Genomic DNA, 15,572 nt, shown 5'->3' on the forward strand with positions numbered 1-15,572 from the left:
GAGGAAACGAGCATGAAATTCACCAGACGTGACGTGATCCGCACCAGCGCCGGCGCCGCAGCGGGCATGTTGGGAAGCCGGTTCGTCGGCTCTCCGGCCTTTGCCCAGGATGGGTTGACGTACAAGCCCGAGGAAGGCGCAAAGCTGCGGATGCTGCGTTGGTCACCCTTCGTGCAGGGCGATGAGGATCAATGGCTGGCCAACACCAAGCGGTTCACCGAGGCGACGGGCGTCGAGGTTCGCGTCGACAAGGAAAGCTGGGAGGACATTCGCCCCAAGGCGGCGGTTGCCGCCAATGTCGGCTCCGGTCCAGACCTCATGTTGGTCTGGTTCGACGACCCGCACCAGTACCCCGACAAGCTGCACGACGTCACGGAACTGGGTGAGTATCTCGGCTCGAAATACGGCGGCTGGCACGACGGACCCAAGCAGTATGCGACGCGGGAGGGAAAATTCCTCGGCCTGCCCCTCGCCACCATCGGCAATGCCATCGTCTACCGGGAAAGCTGGGTGAAGGAAGCCGGCTTCTCGGAGTTTCCGAAGGACACGGCAGGGCTCCTCGAGCTTTGCAAGGCCTTGCAGGCAAAAGGACATCCGGCCGGCTTCACGCACGGCCATGGCGTCGGCGACGGCAACAATTACGCTCACTGGCTGCTGTGGAGCCACGGCAGCCAGATGGTCGACGAGAGCGGAAAGGTGACGATCAACAGCCCCGAGACCCTCAAGGCGATCGAATACGCGCAGGAGCTCTACAAAACCTTCATCCCCGGCACCGAAAGCTGGCTCGACGTAAACAACAACCGCGCCTTCCTGGCCGGCGAACTCAGTGTCATCGCCAACGGCATTTCTGCGTACAACACCGCCAAGATCAACAAGGACAACGATCCTAAACTGGCTGAAATCGCCAAGGATATCCGCACGACCAACCTGCCGATCGGTCCTGTCGGGAAATCCGTCGAGCTGTTCCAGGTGACCACGGCCGTCATCTTCGACTACACGCCCTATCCCAACGCGGCCAAGGCCTATCTGCAGTTCATGTTCGAGGAACAGCAAATGGCGGAGTGGATCACCTCCTCGGCCGGCTACTGCTGCCAGACGCTCAAAGCCTTCGACAACAATCCTGTGTGGACGGCCGACCCGAACAATGCCGCTTACGCCAAGGCCTCGGCGACGCTGCGTCCCAATGGCTACGCCGGGCCGCTAGGCTACGCCTCGGCGGCGACCATGGCCGATTATGTCCTGGTCGACATGTTCGCCAAGGCCGTGACCGGCCAGGCCACGCCCCAGGAGGCGATGGAAGAGGCGGAGAAGCGCGCAAACCGCTACTATCGCGTTTGATCGCAGCCCAGCCGGGCAGCCGCGACCACGCTGCCCGGCCTGGTTCCGCAATCGCGTGGCGGCCGCTTCGGTCGCGATGCCACAGACTTCATGAGGAGCCGTCGCATGGCCGTATCGTCAGCTGCCGTTCAGCCGCGTCCGTCGATCCTGTCTCGCCTGAGCGAAAGCCGGAACGCGCTTAGCTTCGGCTTCATGCTGCCGGCGGCGGCGCTGCTGCTGGTCTTCCTGACCTATCCGCTCGGGCTCGGCGTCTGGCTCGGCTTTACGGATGCCCGCATCGGCCGCCCCGGTATTTTCATAGGCACCGAAAACTACCAATATCTGTGGGATGATGCCGTCTTCTGGCTCTCCGTCTTCAACACCTTGCTCTACACGATAAGCGCCTCGATCCTGAAGTTTGCACTCGGCCTCTGGCTGGCGCTTATTCTCAATCAAAACCTTCCCTTCAAATCGTTCTTCCGCGCCATCATCCTGCTGCCGTTTGTGGTGCCGACGGTGCTGTCGGCCATCGCCTTCTGGTGGATCTACGATTCGCAGTTCTCCATCCTGTCCTGGGCGCTTATGGAAATGGGGCTGATCGACCATCGCATCAATTTCCTCGGCGATCCGGAGAACGCGCGTGCTTCGGTTATCGCGGCGAATGTGTGGCGCGGCATTCCGTTCGTCGCCATCACGCTGCTTGCCGGCTTGCAGACGATTCCCCAGTCGCTTTACGAGGCAGCCACGCTGGACGGCGCCAGCCGCTGGCAGTTGTTCCGCTATGTGACACTGCCGCTGCTGACGCCGATCATCGCCATCACCATGACGTTTTCGGTGCTGTTCACCTTCACCGATTTCCAGCTGATTTATGTGCTGACCCGCGGCGGACCGGTCAATGCCACCCATCTGATGGCGACATTGTCGTTTCAGCGCGGCATTTCCGGAGGCCAGCTTGGCGAGGGCGCCGCAATAGCGGTCGCCATGATCCCGTTCCTGCTTGCGGCGATCCTGTTCAGCTATTTCGGCTTGCAACGCCGCAAATGGCAACAGGGCGGCGGAGACTGACATGGCTGTGATCAAGAGCGCCCCGACCAGGAAGACGAAACGGCCGGAACTCGATGAAGGCGGCATGGGCTACCTTCAGAGCCTGCCGCAGCGTGTGGTGACGGTTTATCTGCCGTTGCTGCTGTTTGTCATCGTGCTGTTGTTCCCGTTTTACTGGATGACGATAACGGCGATTAAGCCCAATCTCGAGATGACCGACTACGCTAATTTCAACCCGTTCTGGGTCGTGCATCCGACCTTCGAGCACATTCGCTATCTCTTGTTCGATACGTCCTATCCGGGCTGGCTGCTCAACACGATCATCATCTCCACCGCCGCCACGTTCCTGTCGGTTCTGGCCGCGGTGTTCGCGGCCTATGCGATCGAACGGCTGAGGTTTTCGGGGGCGCGGCACGTCGGGCTAGCGATCTTCCTCGCCTATCTCGTGCCGCCGTCGATCCTGTTCATCCCGCTGTCGGTGATGGTGTTCAACCTTGGGCTTTACGACACACCCTTCGCGCTCATTCTCACCTACCCGACCTTCCTGATCCCGTTCTGCACCTGGCTGCTGATGGGTTACTTCCGCTCCATCCCGTTCGAACTGGAAGAATGCGCGCTCATTGACGGGGCGAGCCGGTGGCAGATCCTCACCAAGATCGTGCTGCCGCTATCGGTGCCGGGCCTGATTTCCGCCGGCATATTCGCATTCACGCTGTCATGGAACGAATTCATCTATGCGCTGACGTTCATCCAGTCGTCCGAGAACAAGACTGTGCCGGTCGGAGTGCTGACGGAACTTGTCCGCTCCGACGTCTATGAATGGGGAGCGCTGATGGCTGGAGCCCTGATCGGCTCGCTGCCGGTGGTCGTGCTTTATTCGTTCTTCGTCGAGCACTACGTCTCCTCGATGACCGGTGCGGTGAAGGAATAACGCCCGCCGCAAACGCGCGGTCGCGATGCGTCGCGCACCATCGCCTCGGGTGCCGGTCAAGCTGCAGGGCTGCGGCAGCCAGCGCAATCGCTTCAGGCAAAAGCTGGCGCTCGACCGGCCATTTGTGGAATCGGCGCCCGGCAGGCAATGAAAGGCCGCGCCGACATCGCCAACGCCAATCGTCCAACAATTCGATGTGGATCAGATCACTGAATCGGTCCAGCGGACGATGTCCCTGGCCGCATCGCCGAACGCGCTGTCGAGGGCGCCGATATAGGCCTGATTGCCGCTGCCAGAGACGGGCGCGGTCGCGGTGAAGCTCTTGGAGGCCCGCACCTCGCCGTTGCGGTCGTTCAATATCCGCACGAACAGGTCAACCTCGGCCTGTTCGCCGCCCTCGACCCGGACTTCGAAGGAACGGATCTCGACGATCACCTGATAGTCGATCGCCAGCCCCTCGCCCGGCTTGCCGACACCGGCGAAGCTGCCCGAGCGCTGGAATGTCTCGGCCAGCCGCGCCTGCACGATCAGCGGCAGCCGATCGGCCCATTGCGCGCCCTTGAGGTACTGGATCGAGCGTGCGGACGGCTTGATGACGATGTTCTGGCTGTCCAGCGCCTTGAGCGCGGAGGGCTGGGCGATGAGAATCTGGCGGCGGCTGTGACCGCGCGCATCGAGCGGCGGTGCGGAGAGTTCGAATGTGTCCAGAGGCGCCGGTCCACCGCCCGGCAACGCCGCGCAACCGGCCAGCGAAAGCGCAAGCAATGCCGCACCCGCTTTGAGCCCGCCCGATCTGACCCCGCCCAATTTAAGCACGACTGACTTCACACGCGATCCCCGTTGTCCCCGAATCGTATGAGCAATCCGCACTCGCAGCGTGTTTGCCTGCTGTTCTTGGGGCGGGCGAAAGCCGAAGTCAACGCCGCACCCTGCCGTCGAACTGCCGAACCTCGCCTTCGCCGCCCGACAGGATCCGCTGCGGATTGCGGCTGAGATCCGTCACTGCCTCTTCGATACGGGTGATCGAACGGCGGCTGTCCTGAACCAGCGCTTCGACGTTCTGCAGGCCCTGACCGGAGAATCGCGCCAGATTGTCGGTGATGGTGCCGAGGCGGGCGTTCAGCGTGTCGGCGACCTGCTTGAACGATCTCAGCGTGTTCCTGGCATCGGCTATCATGCCGTCGGCCTGGCCTGAGCCGAGCAATGTATCGACCTTGGCCAGGATGCCGTCGACACGCACCGAAGCGTCGTTGAGGCGCCCGGCGAGTTGGTGTGCGTCCTTGATCGTCTGATCGATATCGTCAGCCCGGTTGGCAAATTTACTGGTCACCTTGGCGATATCGGCTGCAGCCTCGTTGGCGTTTTCGCTGGCCTTCTGGATGTTGGCCAGCGCGGTGCGAACCTGTGCCGGATCGATGCCGTCGAGAACGCCGTCGACCTTGGCGAGGGTGCCTTGCGTTCTTTGGGCGAAATCGTTGATCGATCCCACCGCCGTGTCGACATTCCTGACGACCCTGTCGAACTGCTTCGAAGTTTCCTTCAGGTTCGTGGTCACCGTATCGACGTTGGCGACGATGCTTTTGATCTGGTCCTTGTCGACGGCGTTGAGCAGCCCTTCCGCCGCCTTAAGCGTGCCGTCGAGCTTGCCGGAGACGCCTCTCAACTCGTCCGACAACGAGCTGACACTGGCGAGGAATTTGTCGATGCCGTCGGAATTCTTGGCCAGCGCATCAGAGAAGGTCTGCACGTTGTTGACAGTCTGCGTCAGCGGCCCGCGAACGTCCTTGGTGAAGCCTTCGAGCTGGGTGAGAACCGTATCGGCACGGGTGAAGATGTTCTGCGCCGTCTGCAACAAATTGGTGACCGCCGACGGATTGGCGACGATCTCGGCCACCTTGCCCTCCGCTTCCGCCTGGTCGAGAAGCTTCGCTTCCTTGGGGTCGGCGCCCTTGAGTTCGATATTGGCCTGCCCGGTAAGGCCGGCAAGGCCGATATCGGCCTGCGTCGATTTGGTGATCGGCGTCATGCGGTCTATCTCGGTATCGGCGATTGCCGCGGTCGGATTGTCGACATCGATATAGACGCGCCTGACATCGCCAACCCTGACGCCGTTGAACAGTACGAAACTGCCGCGGCCAAGGCCGGAAGCCGATCCCGGAATGCGCACCCGTAGCATTGCCGTCTCACCTCTGTCGCCGATCGCGGCCGTCCAATAGACGAACGCAAAGGCTGCCAGGATCGCGGCTAGCGTGAAAATGCCGACAATAACGTAGTTGGCTCTGGTTTCCATTTACCCACTTATGGCTATGCGCGCGCCGCAAGATCAAGTTGCCGCGCACGTTTTCCGCGGAAATAGGATTTCACCCAGGGTTCCTCGCTTTTGAGCATGTCGTCGATCGTGCCTTCGACCAGCACTTTCTTGTTGCCGAGCACGGCGACCCGGTCGCAAGCGGTGAACAGCGTGTCGAGATCGTGCGTGACCATGTACACGGTCAGATCCATGGTATCGCGCAGCTTGACGACCAGTTCGTCGAACTCGGCCGCGCTGATCGGATCGAGGCCGGACGTCGGTTCGTCCAGGAACACGATGTCGGGGTCGAGCGCCAGCGCGCGCGCCAGCGCCGCACGCTTGATCATGCCGCCGGAAAGCTCGGACGGGAATTTCTGCGCCGCATCCGGCGGCAACCCGACCAATTCGACCTTGAGCATCGCCAACTCGTCCATCAGCTTTCTGGGCAGATCGAGATATTCGCGCATCGGCACCTGCACGTTTTCGAGCACTGTCAGCGCCGAAAACAGCGCGCCGTGCTGAAACAGCACGCCAAGGCGCATGTCGACGCGAAGACGCTCCGTCTCACTCGCCTTTTCGACATCGACGCCAAACAGCTTGATCGTTCCCGACTGCTTGTGCACCAGGCCGAGGATGGTGCGCAGGAGAACCGATTTGCCGGCACCGGAGGCGCCGACAAAGCCGAGGATCTCGCCTCGCCTGATATCGAGCGACAATCTGTCGAGAATGACCTTGTCGTCGAAGGACACGGTGATGTCGTGCGCGGAAAGCACGATCTCGTCTTCGTCGGCCCCTTCCGCCACCCCAGTCGCCTTTGTGTTGCCTTGCGTCGCCATCTCAGAACTCGATCGCCGCGTAGAACATGGCGAAAAGCCCATCGAGGATGATGACCACAAAGATCGACTTCACCACCGAGGCGGTCACGTGCTGTCCTAACGATTCGGCGCTGCCGCCAACCTTCATCCCTTCGACCGAGGCGATCGTGCCGATGATCATGGCCATGAACGGCGCCTTGATCAGCCCGGCAAAAATGGTGCTGAGATCGATGGCGACGCGCAGCCTGTCGATGAACGCGGCAGGCGCTATGTCGGAGTAGAGCCACGCCGCCGCGATGCCGCCGCCAAGTGCGGCGAAATTGGCGATGATCGTCAGGCAAGGCAGTGCGATCACCAGCGCGACCAGCCGCGGAAACACCAGCACGCCGATCGGATTGAGCCCGATGACCTTCAGCGCGTCGACCTCCTCGCGCATCTTCATCGAGCCGATTTCCGCCGTGATGGCGCTGCCCGAGCGGCCGGCGATCATGATCGCGGTCATCAGCACGCCGAGTTCGCGCAGGATCAGCACGCCGACCAGATCGACGACGAAGATATCGGCGCCGAAATAGCTGAGCTGATAAGCGCCTTGCTGGGCCACGATCGCACCGACGATGGCCGACATCAGCACCACCACCGGAATGGCGCCGACGCCCATGCGATCGATCTGGTTGAAGATCGCCGCCGGATTGACCGCATGGCCGCGACCGAGCTTCATCTGCGAGCCGCGTATCGTGGCGCCCAATATGTTCATCGAGGACAGGAAATCGTCGCGCATCTCATAAACGCGCCGGCCAACCGCCTCGAGCGCGCGAATGATGATGTTGGGCGGCTTCGCGCCGCCAGTTTCGGGTTCGCGCCGAACCGCGTCGCCGACGGCGCCGAGCAGGATCGAGGCAATCTCGCTTTGCCCTTGCAGCCTGATCTCGACGCCTTTCTTTTCGAAGGCGCTGACTAGGCGATCGATCAGCCAGGCGCCGGCGGTATCCATCTTCTCGATATGCGAAAGGTCAAGCGCCAGCGTCTGGAAACCGCTGCGCTTCTCGATCTTGCGCATCTCGGCGTCGACCAGCGTCACGGTGCGGGTCGTCCAGTTTCCGGAGAAGGCACAGCCCAGAACGTCGCCCTCCTCACCGACCGCAACGCGCGGCTGGTGGTCGGCTTCCTTGGCGGTCTTGCCGCTTGCGAAGCGTTTGCGGATGGTCAACATGGCGTCCTGTTTAGCCTGACGGAACCCACCTGTCGATTTGCCGACAAGCTCGTTGTCGCACAGCCGGAGCAGAAAAATATGGCGCGTGTCATTTCGGTCGAGGCCGAGCGCTTTCCCATCGCCGGCACCTTCACCATTTCGCGCGGCTCGAAGACCGAAGCCGAGGTGATTGCGTGCACGATCAGCCAAGCCGAACATACAGGCCGCGGCGAATGCGTTCCCTACAAGCGCTATGGCGAAACGATGGACGGCGTCCGCGATGCGATCGAGGCGATGCGGCAGCAGATTGAAGGCGGCATCAGCCGGGCCGCGTTGCTCGACGCCATGCCGGCGGGCGCGGCGCGCAACGCCATCGACTGCGCGCTCTGGGACTTGGAGGCTAAGATCACAGGCAAGCCGGTCGCCTCCAGCATCTGCGCGGCTCCGCCGAAGGCGCTCGAGACCGCCTACACGCTGTCGCTCGGCGAGCCCGAAGCGATGGCCGAACAGGCCCGCGCCAACGCCCGGCGCCCGCTGCTCAAGGTCAAGATCGGCGGCGACAACGATATGGCCCGTATCCGTGCCGTCACTGGGGCGGCACCGCAAAGCCGCATCATCCTCGACGCCAATGAGGGCTGGACGGACGACACCATCGTGGAAAACCTCGCCTTTGCCGCCGAACACGGCATCGCGCTGATCGAACAGCCGCTGCCTGCGGGCCGTGACGGCATCCTTCGCCACATCGCGCATCCTGTGCCGATCTGTGCCGACGAAAGCGTTCATGAGGCGAAGGACCTGGAAGCGCTTGTCGGCCTCTATGACACCGTCAACATCAAGCTCGACAAGTCGGGCGGCTTGACCGCAGCCCTTGCCCTTCGCGATCGCGCCCGCGAACTGGGTCTTGGCATCATGGTCGGCTGCATGGTCGGCACCTCATTGGCGATGGCGCCGGCCGTGCTTTTGGCCCAGGATGCCGATTTCGTCGATCTGGACGGTCCGCTGCTGCTTGCCCGCGACCGTGTTCCCGGTCTCGTCTACGAGGGTTCGCTGGTGTCACCGCCTGATACGACGCTGTGGGGCTGAACGCGCCGCAAGTCCGATCAGCGCCAAGCCGATCAAGGCGATCGGGATCATGGCAAAGAACCCGTCCACGCCGAAGCGGTCGTAAAGCGGGCCGGAAAGGAGCGTCACCACGGCCGTGAAAAAGCCGTTGGAGAAATAGGCAATGCCTTGCGCGGCCCCGGTGCGCTCTTCCGAGACCGTCTCGCCGATCATCTTCTGCAAGCCGATCAGAACCAGCGCCACGGACACCGCGTGCAGCGTCTGGACTGCGAAAAACCCGGCGACCCCGAGGCCAAGCGGCCAGATCAAGGGGAAGGCAATCCAGCGCACGATTGCGCCGATCCCGGCCATCACCATGATCGACACCACCGAGAAGGAGCCAAAAACGCGAGTGAAGATCATGAACATGCAGATCTCGGCCACCACCCCCCATCCCCACAGCAGGCCGACAACCTGATCGCCGATGCCGATCGATTTCCAGTAGATCGACACAAAACCGTAAAGAAACGCGTGGCTGGCGGTGATGACGCCGACGCCGATGGAGAAATACAGGAAATAGGCGTTGAGGAGTTTGGGTGCCGACTGCTGGATGTCGGCCGCCGAAAGCGGCGAAGCACGGCGGGGACGGCCAAGCCGCGGCGCGATCAGTCCGACGACAAGTGCGGCGCCAAACGCCACGAAGATGATCACCGGAACAGCCTGGGCGCCGGTCGCCGCCAGGATGAAACCGCCCGCCAGATTTGCGCATAGATAAGAGATCGATCCCCATTTGCGCATGCTTGCGTAGTTGGAGCCGAAGCGGCGCACCCCCGACAGCGCCAGCGAATCGGCGATCGGCGAATGCGGCGTCCAGACCACGGCGAGCGCCAGCGAAACGGCCAGCACGATGGCGTAGGTGGGCGTCAGGAAATAACCGGCGGACAGCGCCAGCGACGCGGCCATCAGCGCGACATAGACATGGGCGCGGTCGCTCGCCCTATCGGCCAGTGCCGTAAGCAATGGCGTCGTCACCACACGCAGGAACATCGGTGCCGCGAGAATCACCGCTATCTGCTCGGCATCAAAGCCCTTTGCCTGCAGCCACAGCGGAAAGTATGGCAAATGCGTCCCGAGCGGCACGAAAAGCGTGAAGAAAATCAGGCTCATGCGCAGCTCGAAATGACGCGGCTTGACGAGCTGTTCGGGTGAAAGCGGCGGCAGGGAGGACATCAGCAGGCAATCCGTCGGCACGGCGTTCGGCCGAGTCGGCCTGCAGCGCACGCAATTTCATAACATGCTGAAAAAGTCCGCGGTATCGCTGGACTAATCGATTAGAGCAAGATGGGGCCGGGTTTGATCACGCCGCCTGGACTGCCCTGCCCTTGATATCGATCGGCACCAGCACTTCGCTGCCGACCGGAGCCTCCGGCAGGACGTGCGCCCAGTGCAGGATCTCCATCTGGCCGTTAAAATGCTCGACCACCGCGGTGCAGCTCTCCACCCAGTCACCGGTGTTGATGTACTGCACATCCTCATAGTTTTCGATCGCGGCATGGTGGATGTGACCGCAGATCACGCCGTCGACATGCGAGCGGCGCGCTTCCTCGGTCAGCATGGTCTGGAACGATCCGATGAAATTCACCGCCTTTTTGACGTTGACCTTGGCCCAGGACGAAAACGACCAATAAGGCAGGCCGAGCAGTTGGCGAAGCCGCGTCACCACGCGGTTGACGAGCATGGCCGCGTCATAGGCGTAGTCGCCAAGATAGGCGAGCCAGCGCGCATTGTGGACGACGGTATCGAACTGGTCGCCATGAATGACCAGCAAGCGCCTGCCGTCGGCGGTCTCGTGAATGGCACGGTCGGCGACGACGATGCCGCCGAAATGCACGCCCTGGAACTGGCGCGCGAACTCGTCGTGATTGCCGGCGATGTAGGTGATGCTGGCACCCTTGCGCGCCTTGCGCAGCAATTTCTGCACGACATCATTGTGGCTCTGCGGCCAGTGCCAGCTCCGTCTCAGCCGCCAGCCGTCGACGATGTCGCCGACGAGATAGATGATATCGGCGTCGTGATGGCGCAGGAAATCGATCAGGAACTCGGCCTTCGCCGCCTTCGATCCGAGATGGACGTCGGAGATGAACATGCTGCGGAAAGTGCGGGGCTCTGCGCCAGGCATGGGATTCTCACCGTTGCTTTCGCGCTGGCTATGCCCCGATTCATGCAACAACCGTATGACGGTTGCGATTGGTCCAGTCCCAAGAGTAGGTTGCCGCGCAGAATCAGAGGAGAAATCGCCATGGATCTCGGTATTCGCGGAAAAAAGGCCATCGTCTGTGCTTCGAGCAAGGGCCTTGGGCGCGGCTGCGCCATGGCGCTGGCCGAGGCCGGCTGTGATCTGGTCGTCAACGGGCGCAACGCCGACCAACTGGCAAAGACCGCCGCCGAACTGCGCGAAAGATTTGGCGTCAAGGTGACCGAGATCGTCGGCGACGTCTCCAAACCCGAGGTGCAGAAGGCGCTGCTTGCCGCCTGTCCCGATCCCGATATCCTCGTCAACAACAATGCCGGTCCGCCGTTTCGCGATTTCCGCGAGCTCGACCGCGCAAAGATCCTCGAAGGCGTCACCCAGAACATGGTGACTCCGCTCGAGCTGGTTCAGGCTGTGATCGACGGCATGGCCGAGCGCGGCTTCGGCCGCATCGTCAACATCACCTCGCTGTCGGTCTATGTTCCCATTCCCGGCCTCGATCTGTCGTCCGGCGCGCGAGCCGGCCTGACTTCGTTCCTTGCCGGCGTTGCGCGGACGGTGATCGACCGCAATGTGACGATCAACAACATGCTGCCGGGCAAGCTCGACACCGACCGGCTGCGCCCCCCGCACGAAGCCGGCACTCCCGAAGATCCGGCTGCCGCCGCGGCGCGCAAGACCCAGGCAGCCGCCAACGTTCCGGCCAAGCGGCTCGGCACGCCGGAGGAATTCGGCCAGATCTGCGCCTTCCTATGCTCGGTTCATGCCGGCTATCTGACCGGACAGAACCTGCCGGTGGATGGCGGCGCCTATGTCAGCGCGTTCTAGTACCTAACGCTTGGTACCCGCTGGGAACGCCGGGAGGTGATCGATCTCGGCCGTTCTTGTCAGCGAGTGACGGCTCTGAAAGCAGGCCTTGCAGGTGGCCGTCGCCATGGATCATATCTGTCGCAGAAGTCGGGTGCGCAGAACTGAATTTCGCGACAGATCATAATTGGCAGCCGAGGCAGATCGCGCCTATCGCCACGATTCCGATGCGACTCGGGAAGATCAAGAAAGACATCGGCTGCGCTGGCGAGCGGCGGGTGTGGTGTTGCGCAGCGGGGCCATGATGGCCCCTTCCCCACTGGCCGCCACTACAGTTCATAGGCCCATTCGGCCGGCACGAAGCGATAGGCTTGGCCGTCGCGCGCGACATGTCCGAAACCGGGGAACGGCAAATGCATTCCGGCGATCAGCATCCGGTCGGCAGCGACCCGGTCGAGCGTCCGCTTGCGCGTTTCGGCGGCCAGTTTGGAATCGACATCGAACGCGATGCTCCAGTCCGGGCGGGCGAACTGATAAGTCGCCATATGCACGACATCGCCCCAAATGAACAGGGCGTCGCCGTCCGATTCAACGATGAAGCCGGCATGGCCCGGCGTGTGGCCGGGCAACGGCACTGTGCTGATCGAGCCGACCGCCTCGCGCTCGCCGTCCACTTGCCGCAGGCGGTCCGCATAAGCGGCAGCAGCCCGGCGTGCCCCGATAAAGAACGGCTTTGCCTCGTCCGGCGCTTGGTTCATGTTCGCGTCGTCGTGCCAGAAGGCGTAGTCAGTGGCGGTGACGACGAGCTCCGCATTGGGAAACAGCGCCTCGCCGGCGGAGGTCAGAACCCCGTTGATATGGTCGGGATGCATGTGGGTGATCAGCAAAGTGTCGACTTGGGCGGGAGCAACGCCGGCAGCCTGCAAAGCCGCGGGAAGATGGCCGAGCGCCGGACCGCTGCCGCCCGACATACCGGCGTCGATGAGCACCAGCCGGCCTCCAAGATTGACGAGATAGGCATTGACGGGCGTGCGCCGCGGTCCGGGCTTGTCAAAGCTGGCCTCCGCCAGACGCCCCGCCTCGGCGTCAACGAGGCCGATGAAAAGCTCCGATTTAATGTCGATATAGCCGTCCAGCAGCGCCGTGACCTCGATCGAACCCACCTTGCGGCGCAGCGCGCCAATGGTGGGGGCATTAGCCAGTGGCGCGCGGGCCAGTGCCGGAACGGAGGCGCCGGCTAGAAGGACGCCGCCGGCTAGGCCGGCACTGGCGAGGAAATGACGGCGGGAAAGCGTCATGGCATAATCTCCGATTGGGATCATAGCGCAGCGGGTAGAGCGAGGCGGGTCTACTTCATAGGTTCAGCTTTTTGAACTTGCCGGTTTGTTATATCGGCTATTACTCTTGCTTATTAATCACGACGGGGAGTTGCCATTATGGACCGCTTGACCGAGCTGGCCAGCTTCGTACGCGTCTGCGATACCGCCAGCTTCTCGGCGGCAGCGCGCGAGTTGGGCTTGAGCCAGCCGGCCGTCAGCCAGCAGATCCGCGCACTGGAAAAGCGTTTAGGCGTCCGGCTCTTTGACCGTACGACCCGCCATGTTTCGCCGACGGAGGCCGGCCGGCGCTATCTGGAGCGCGCCCGCGACATCATTGAGCGCATCGAGGAGGCGGACCGCAGCGTCGGCTGCCTCGAATCGAAGATGTGCGGACGCCTTGCCGTCGGCGCGCCGGCCAGCTTCGGTGCCGGTGTGCTCGGCAACTATCTAATCGAGTTCAAGCGCACCTATCCGGAACTGATGCTCGACGTGGCGCTGACCGACAGCTTCGTCGACGTGATCGCGGAGAGGCTCGACGTTGTGATCCGCATGGGGACCATCGATGATGATCGGCTGGTCGTGCGCAAGTTGGGTGTGATGGAGCGACGTCTCGCGGCAACGCCCGGCTATCTCGACCGGATGGGCCGACCGCGGCGCCCAGAGGATCTTGCCGGGCATGACTACCTGCTTTACGCCCACATCACGACCCGCGATATCGTGCCGCTCACCGGCCCAGGCGGCGAAAAGGCCGAGGTGCGGATCCGGCCCACCATGTGCTCCAACAATTCGCTCCTTAACCAGCAGGCACTGCTGTTTGGCATCGGCATCGGCCTCGGGCACAAGGTGATACTTGACCCGCTCGTCGCCCAAGGGCGGCTCGAATATGTGCTGCCGGACTGGCACTACGCACCGCATCACGTGCATGCGGTCTATCCATCGAACCGCTTCATTCCGTTGAAGGTCAGGCGGTTCGTTGCTGGCTTCGCCGACCACCTCGCCGCGATGGGTGCGTTCATCGGTGACGAAAAAAGCGTGCACATCCAGGAAACGGCGCCGGCGTAGAGCGGGATGCGTTCAAATTGAACCGAGCATCCCGCTCTATCTATTTGTTTTAGCCGCATTTCTGCGACGCCAAGTGATTCCACTTGGCTGCAAAATGCTCTAGTGAAGTCTGGCGTTTGTACGCGCAGGGAATGGCGGAGGCGGGAGAACCGCGATGTGGCGCGGCGGAGATAGGCGTAGCCCCGCAACCGCGCAGTGAGTAACTGTCGGCTGGACGGTAGCCGCAAAGCCTGAAGGCGGTCGACCTACACCGTTGCGGCTGCTGCTCCCGCAGGACACATAAACGACCCTTCATGGTTCATCCCTCCGGGCGACCGAGAAACCGCTTCACAGCGTCAAGGAACACACCCCGTCCTGCGGCCTCGCGGTCGAGATGCACGAAGTGCGTGGCGTCCGGGATGTCCAGACGCTCCGCTTTTGGTGCTTCGTCTGCGATTGTCTTCGCATCCTGCGGCCGGCTCCAGAAATCCCGTCCGGAACGGACGACGAGCACGGGCATGGTGAGTGCCGCCGCCGACCATTGCCGGCGATCGAACGCCAGTTCGAAACTGTCGGCCATGGCGCCGCTCGGTGAGCGGAAACTCGGCGGTTGGCGCGTCGACGCCGTCTCGTCGGAGGCGAGTGCCGCATCACCGTAGGCAGCAGTGACCGCAGGATCGCGCCACCGAGCCTTGTCCGCGACCGGGATGCTGTCGTCCCAGGCAGTGAACAGGCTTGGACGTGTATTCAGCCGATAACCGCCGAACGCCTGGACGTTGAACGTCCCGGGCCGGTCAGGGTTTTCAAGCGGCGAACCGGGGCCAAGGGTTGGGTGTCGGTTTGAGCCTCCATACAGGGTGTTGTAGAGGATGAGCCGATCAACTGTCTGCGGGAACCGGCTGGCATAGGCGCCGGCCCAATGTCCGCCGGTGGCCCAGCCGACAAGGCTGACCCTTGAAACGTCGCTCCATTTCGCGATGGCGTCGACCGCTGCGGAAATGTCCGCCACGACATCTTCGGTGCGCATCAGGGGAGCGGACTGATCCGGCGGCCTGTTCATCGCCGCAGGGCGGCTCGATGCGCCGTAGCCGCGAAGGTCCAGGACATAGACATGGTGCCCGTCCGCCGCGAGGTCGGCGGCAAGCGACCCGCCCGCAACAGGCAGATCGAAGGACGCAACGCCGGGCACGCGTGCGCCATGGATGAGGAGGACGGCAGAGTTGGCTTCGGGAGCGACCCCAGGGCGGCGCACCTCCCGGACGAAGAGGCGCTCGCCGGTCCGAAGTTCGACGAACCGGTCGGCCCGGACGAGATCCGGCTCTCCTGCCGGTACTGGAGCGGCGGTCATCATGGCTGCTGTGAGCACGAGGGGAAAGATGGCGAAGTGGGACATCATGACATCTCCGGGGACAATTGCGTTCCGCAAAAGACTGTCAGCTATTCGATATCTTATCGATGACGTTTTTGATGGTTTTTGATATCGTCAGGATATGGAACTTCGGCACTTGCGACATTTCCTCGCTGTAG

At 62.5% G+C, this 15,572-nt stretch carries 14 protein-coding genes; 6 read left to right on the forward strand and 8 right to left on the reverse strand.

The features are described 5' to 3' along the window. Positions 1 to 12 precede the first annotated feature (12 nt). From NKH73_RS09500 to NKH73_RS09510, 3 genes are all read left to right on the forward strand, one after another. The gene (locus NKH73_RS09500; RefSeq protein ID WP_352930589.1) at positions 13 to 1,338 is read left to right on the forward strand and encodes an ABC transporter substrate-binding protein; all 1,326 of its coding nucleotides are present in this window, start codon (positions 13 to 15) and stop codon (positions 1,336 to 1,338) included. Between the two features lie 105 nt (positions 1,339 to 1,443). Next, positions 1,444 to 2,382, forward strand: a complete 939-nt coding sequence (locus NKH73_RS09505; RefSeq protein WP_352930591.1) for a carbohydrate ABC transporter permease — start codon at positions 1,444 to 1,446, stop codon at positions 2,380 to 2,382. A 1-nt stretch (position 2,383) separates the two neighbouring features. Then, the gene (locus NKH73_RS09510; protein WP_352930593.1) at positions 2,384 to 3,292 is read left to right on the forward strand and encodes a carbohydrate ABC transporter permease; all 909 of its coding nucleotides are present in this window, start codon (positions 2,384 to 2,386) and stop codon (positions 3,290 to 3,292) included. Positions 3,293 to 3,493: 201 nt separating this feature from the next. On the opposite strand, the gene NKH73_RS09515 is transcribed toward NKH73_RS09510, so the two are convergent. The 4 genes from NKH73_RS09515 to NKH73_RS09530 form a co-directional block, all read right to left on the reverse strand. Beyond that, positions 3,494 to 4,108 carry an ABC-type transport auxiliary lipoprotein family protein gene (locus NKH73_RS09515; protein ID WP_352930595.1) on the reverse strand — a complete coding sequence of 205 codons (615 nt, stop codon included), beginning with the start codon at positions 4,106 to 4,108 and terminating at the stop codon, positions 3,494 to 3,496. 100 nt (positions 4,109 to 4,208) lie between these two features. Further along, positions 4,209 to 5,582, reverse strand: a complete 1,374-nt coding sequence (locus NKH73_RS09520; RefSeq protein ID WP_352930597.1) for an MlaD family protein — start codon at positions 5,580 to 5,582, stop codon at positions 4,209 to 4,211. Between the two features lie 14 nt (positions 5,583 to 5,596). After that, entirely contained in the window at positions 5,597 to 6,418 is an 822-nt protein-coding gene (locus NKH73_RS09525; RefSeq protein ID WP_352930599.1) for an ABC transporter ATP-binding protein, read from the reverse strand. A 1-nt stretch (position 6,419) separates the two neighbouring features. Continuing rightward, a complete protein-coding gene (locus NKH73_RS09530) occupies positions 6,420 to 7,607 on the reverse strand; it encodes an ABC transporter permease (RefSeq protein ID WP_352930601.1) in 1,188 nt (395 codons plus the stop codon). Positions 7,608 to 7,685: 78 nt separating this feature from the next. Between NKH73_RS09530 and dgcA the strand changes: the two genes are divergently transcribed. Then, entirely contained in the window at positions 7,686 to 8,669 is a 984-nt protein-coding gene (dgcA, locus tag NKH73_RS09535) for an N-acetyl-D-Glu racemase DgcA (RefSeq protein WP_352930603.1), read from the forward strand. On the opposite strand, the gene NKH73_RS09540 is transcribed toward dgcA, so the two are convergent. Both NKH73_RS09540 and NKH73_RS09545 read right to left on the reverse strand, forming a co-directional pair. Next, positions 8,640 to 9,857, reverse strand: coding sequence for an MFS transporter (locus NKH73_RS09540; RefSeq protein ID WP_352930605.1), 1,218 nt, complete (start codon positions 9,855 to 9,857; stop codon positions 8,640 to 8,642). The genes dgcA and NKH73_RS09540 overlap by 30 nt on opposite strands. Positions 9,858 to 9,984: 127 nt before the next feature. Further along, positions 9,985 to 10,806: a UDP-2,3-diacylglucosamine diphosphatase gene (locus NKH73_RS09545; protein ID WP_502893871.1), complete on the reverse strand. Its 822-nt coding sequence runs from the start codon at positions 10,804 to 10,806 to the stop codon at positions 9,985 to 9,987. Between the two features lie 120 nt (positions 10,807 to 10,926). On the opposite strand from NKH73_RS09545, the gene NKH73_RS09550 reads away from it, so the two are divergent. Further along, on the forward strand, positions 10,927 to 11,706 hold the full coding sequence (locus tag NKH73_RS09550; RefSeq protein WP_352930607.1) for an SDR family oxidoreductase: 780 nt from the start codon (positions 10,927 to 10,929) through the stop codon (positions 11,704 to 11,706). A 308-nt stretch (positions 11,707 to 12,014) separates the two neighbouring features. Here the strand turns inward: NKH73_RS09550 and NKH73_RS09555 are convergent, their stop codons facing one another. Continuing rightward, positions 12,015 to 12,983 (reverse strand): MBL fold metallo-hydrolase, encoded by a 969-nt coding sequence (locus NKH73_RS09555; protein WP_352930609.1) that lies wholly within the window; start codon positions 12,981 to 12,983, stop codon positions 12,015 to 12,017. 138 nt (positions 12,984 to 13,121) lie between these two features. Here NKH73_RS09555 and NKH73_RS09560 point away from each other — a divergent pair, with 138 nt between their 5' ends. Further along, positions 13,122 to 14,066, forward strand: coding sequence for a LysR family transcriptional regulator (locus NKH73_RS09560; RefSeq protein WP_352930611.1), 945 nt, complete (start codon positions 13,122 to 13,124; stop codon positions 14,064 to 14,066). Between the two features lie 298 nt (positions 14,067 to 14,364). On the opposite strand, the gene NKH73_RS09565 is transcribed toward NKH73_RS09560, so the two are convergent. Further along, on the reverse strand, positions 14,365 to 15,441 hold the full coding sequence (locus NKH73_RS09565; RefSeq protein ID WP_352930613.1) for an alpha/beta fold hydrolase: 1,077 nt from the start codon (positions 15,439 to 15,441) through the stop codon (positions 14,365 to 14,367). Positions 15,442 to 15,572 lie beyond the last annotated feature (131 nt).

This window comes from Mesorhizobium sp. M0938, from assembly GCF_040319125.1.
Classification (GTDB): Bacteria; Pseudomonadota; Alphaproteobacteria; order Rhizobiales; family Rhizobiaceae; genus Mesorhizobium; species Mesorhizobium robiniae.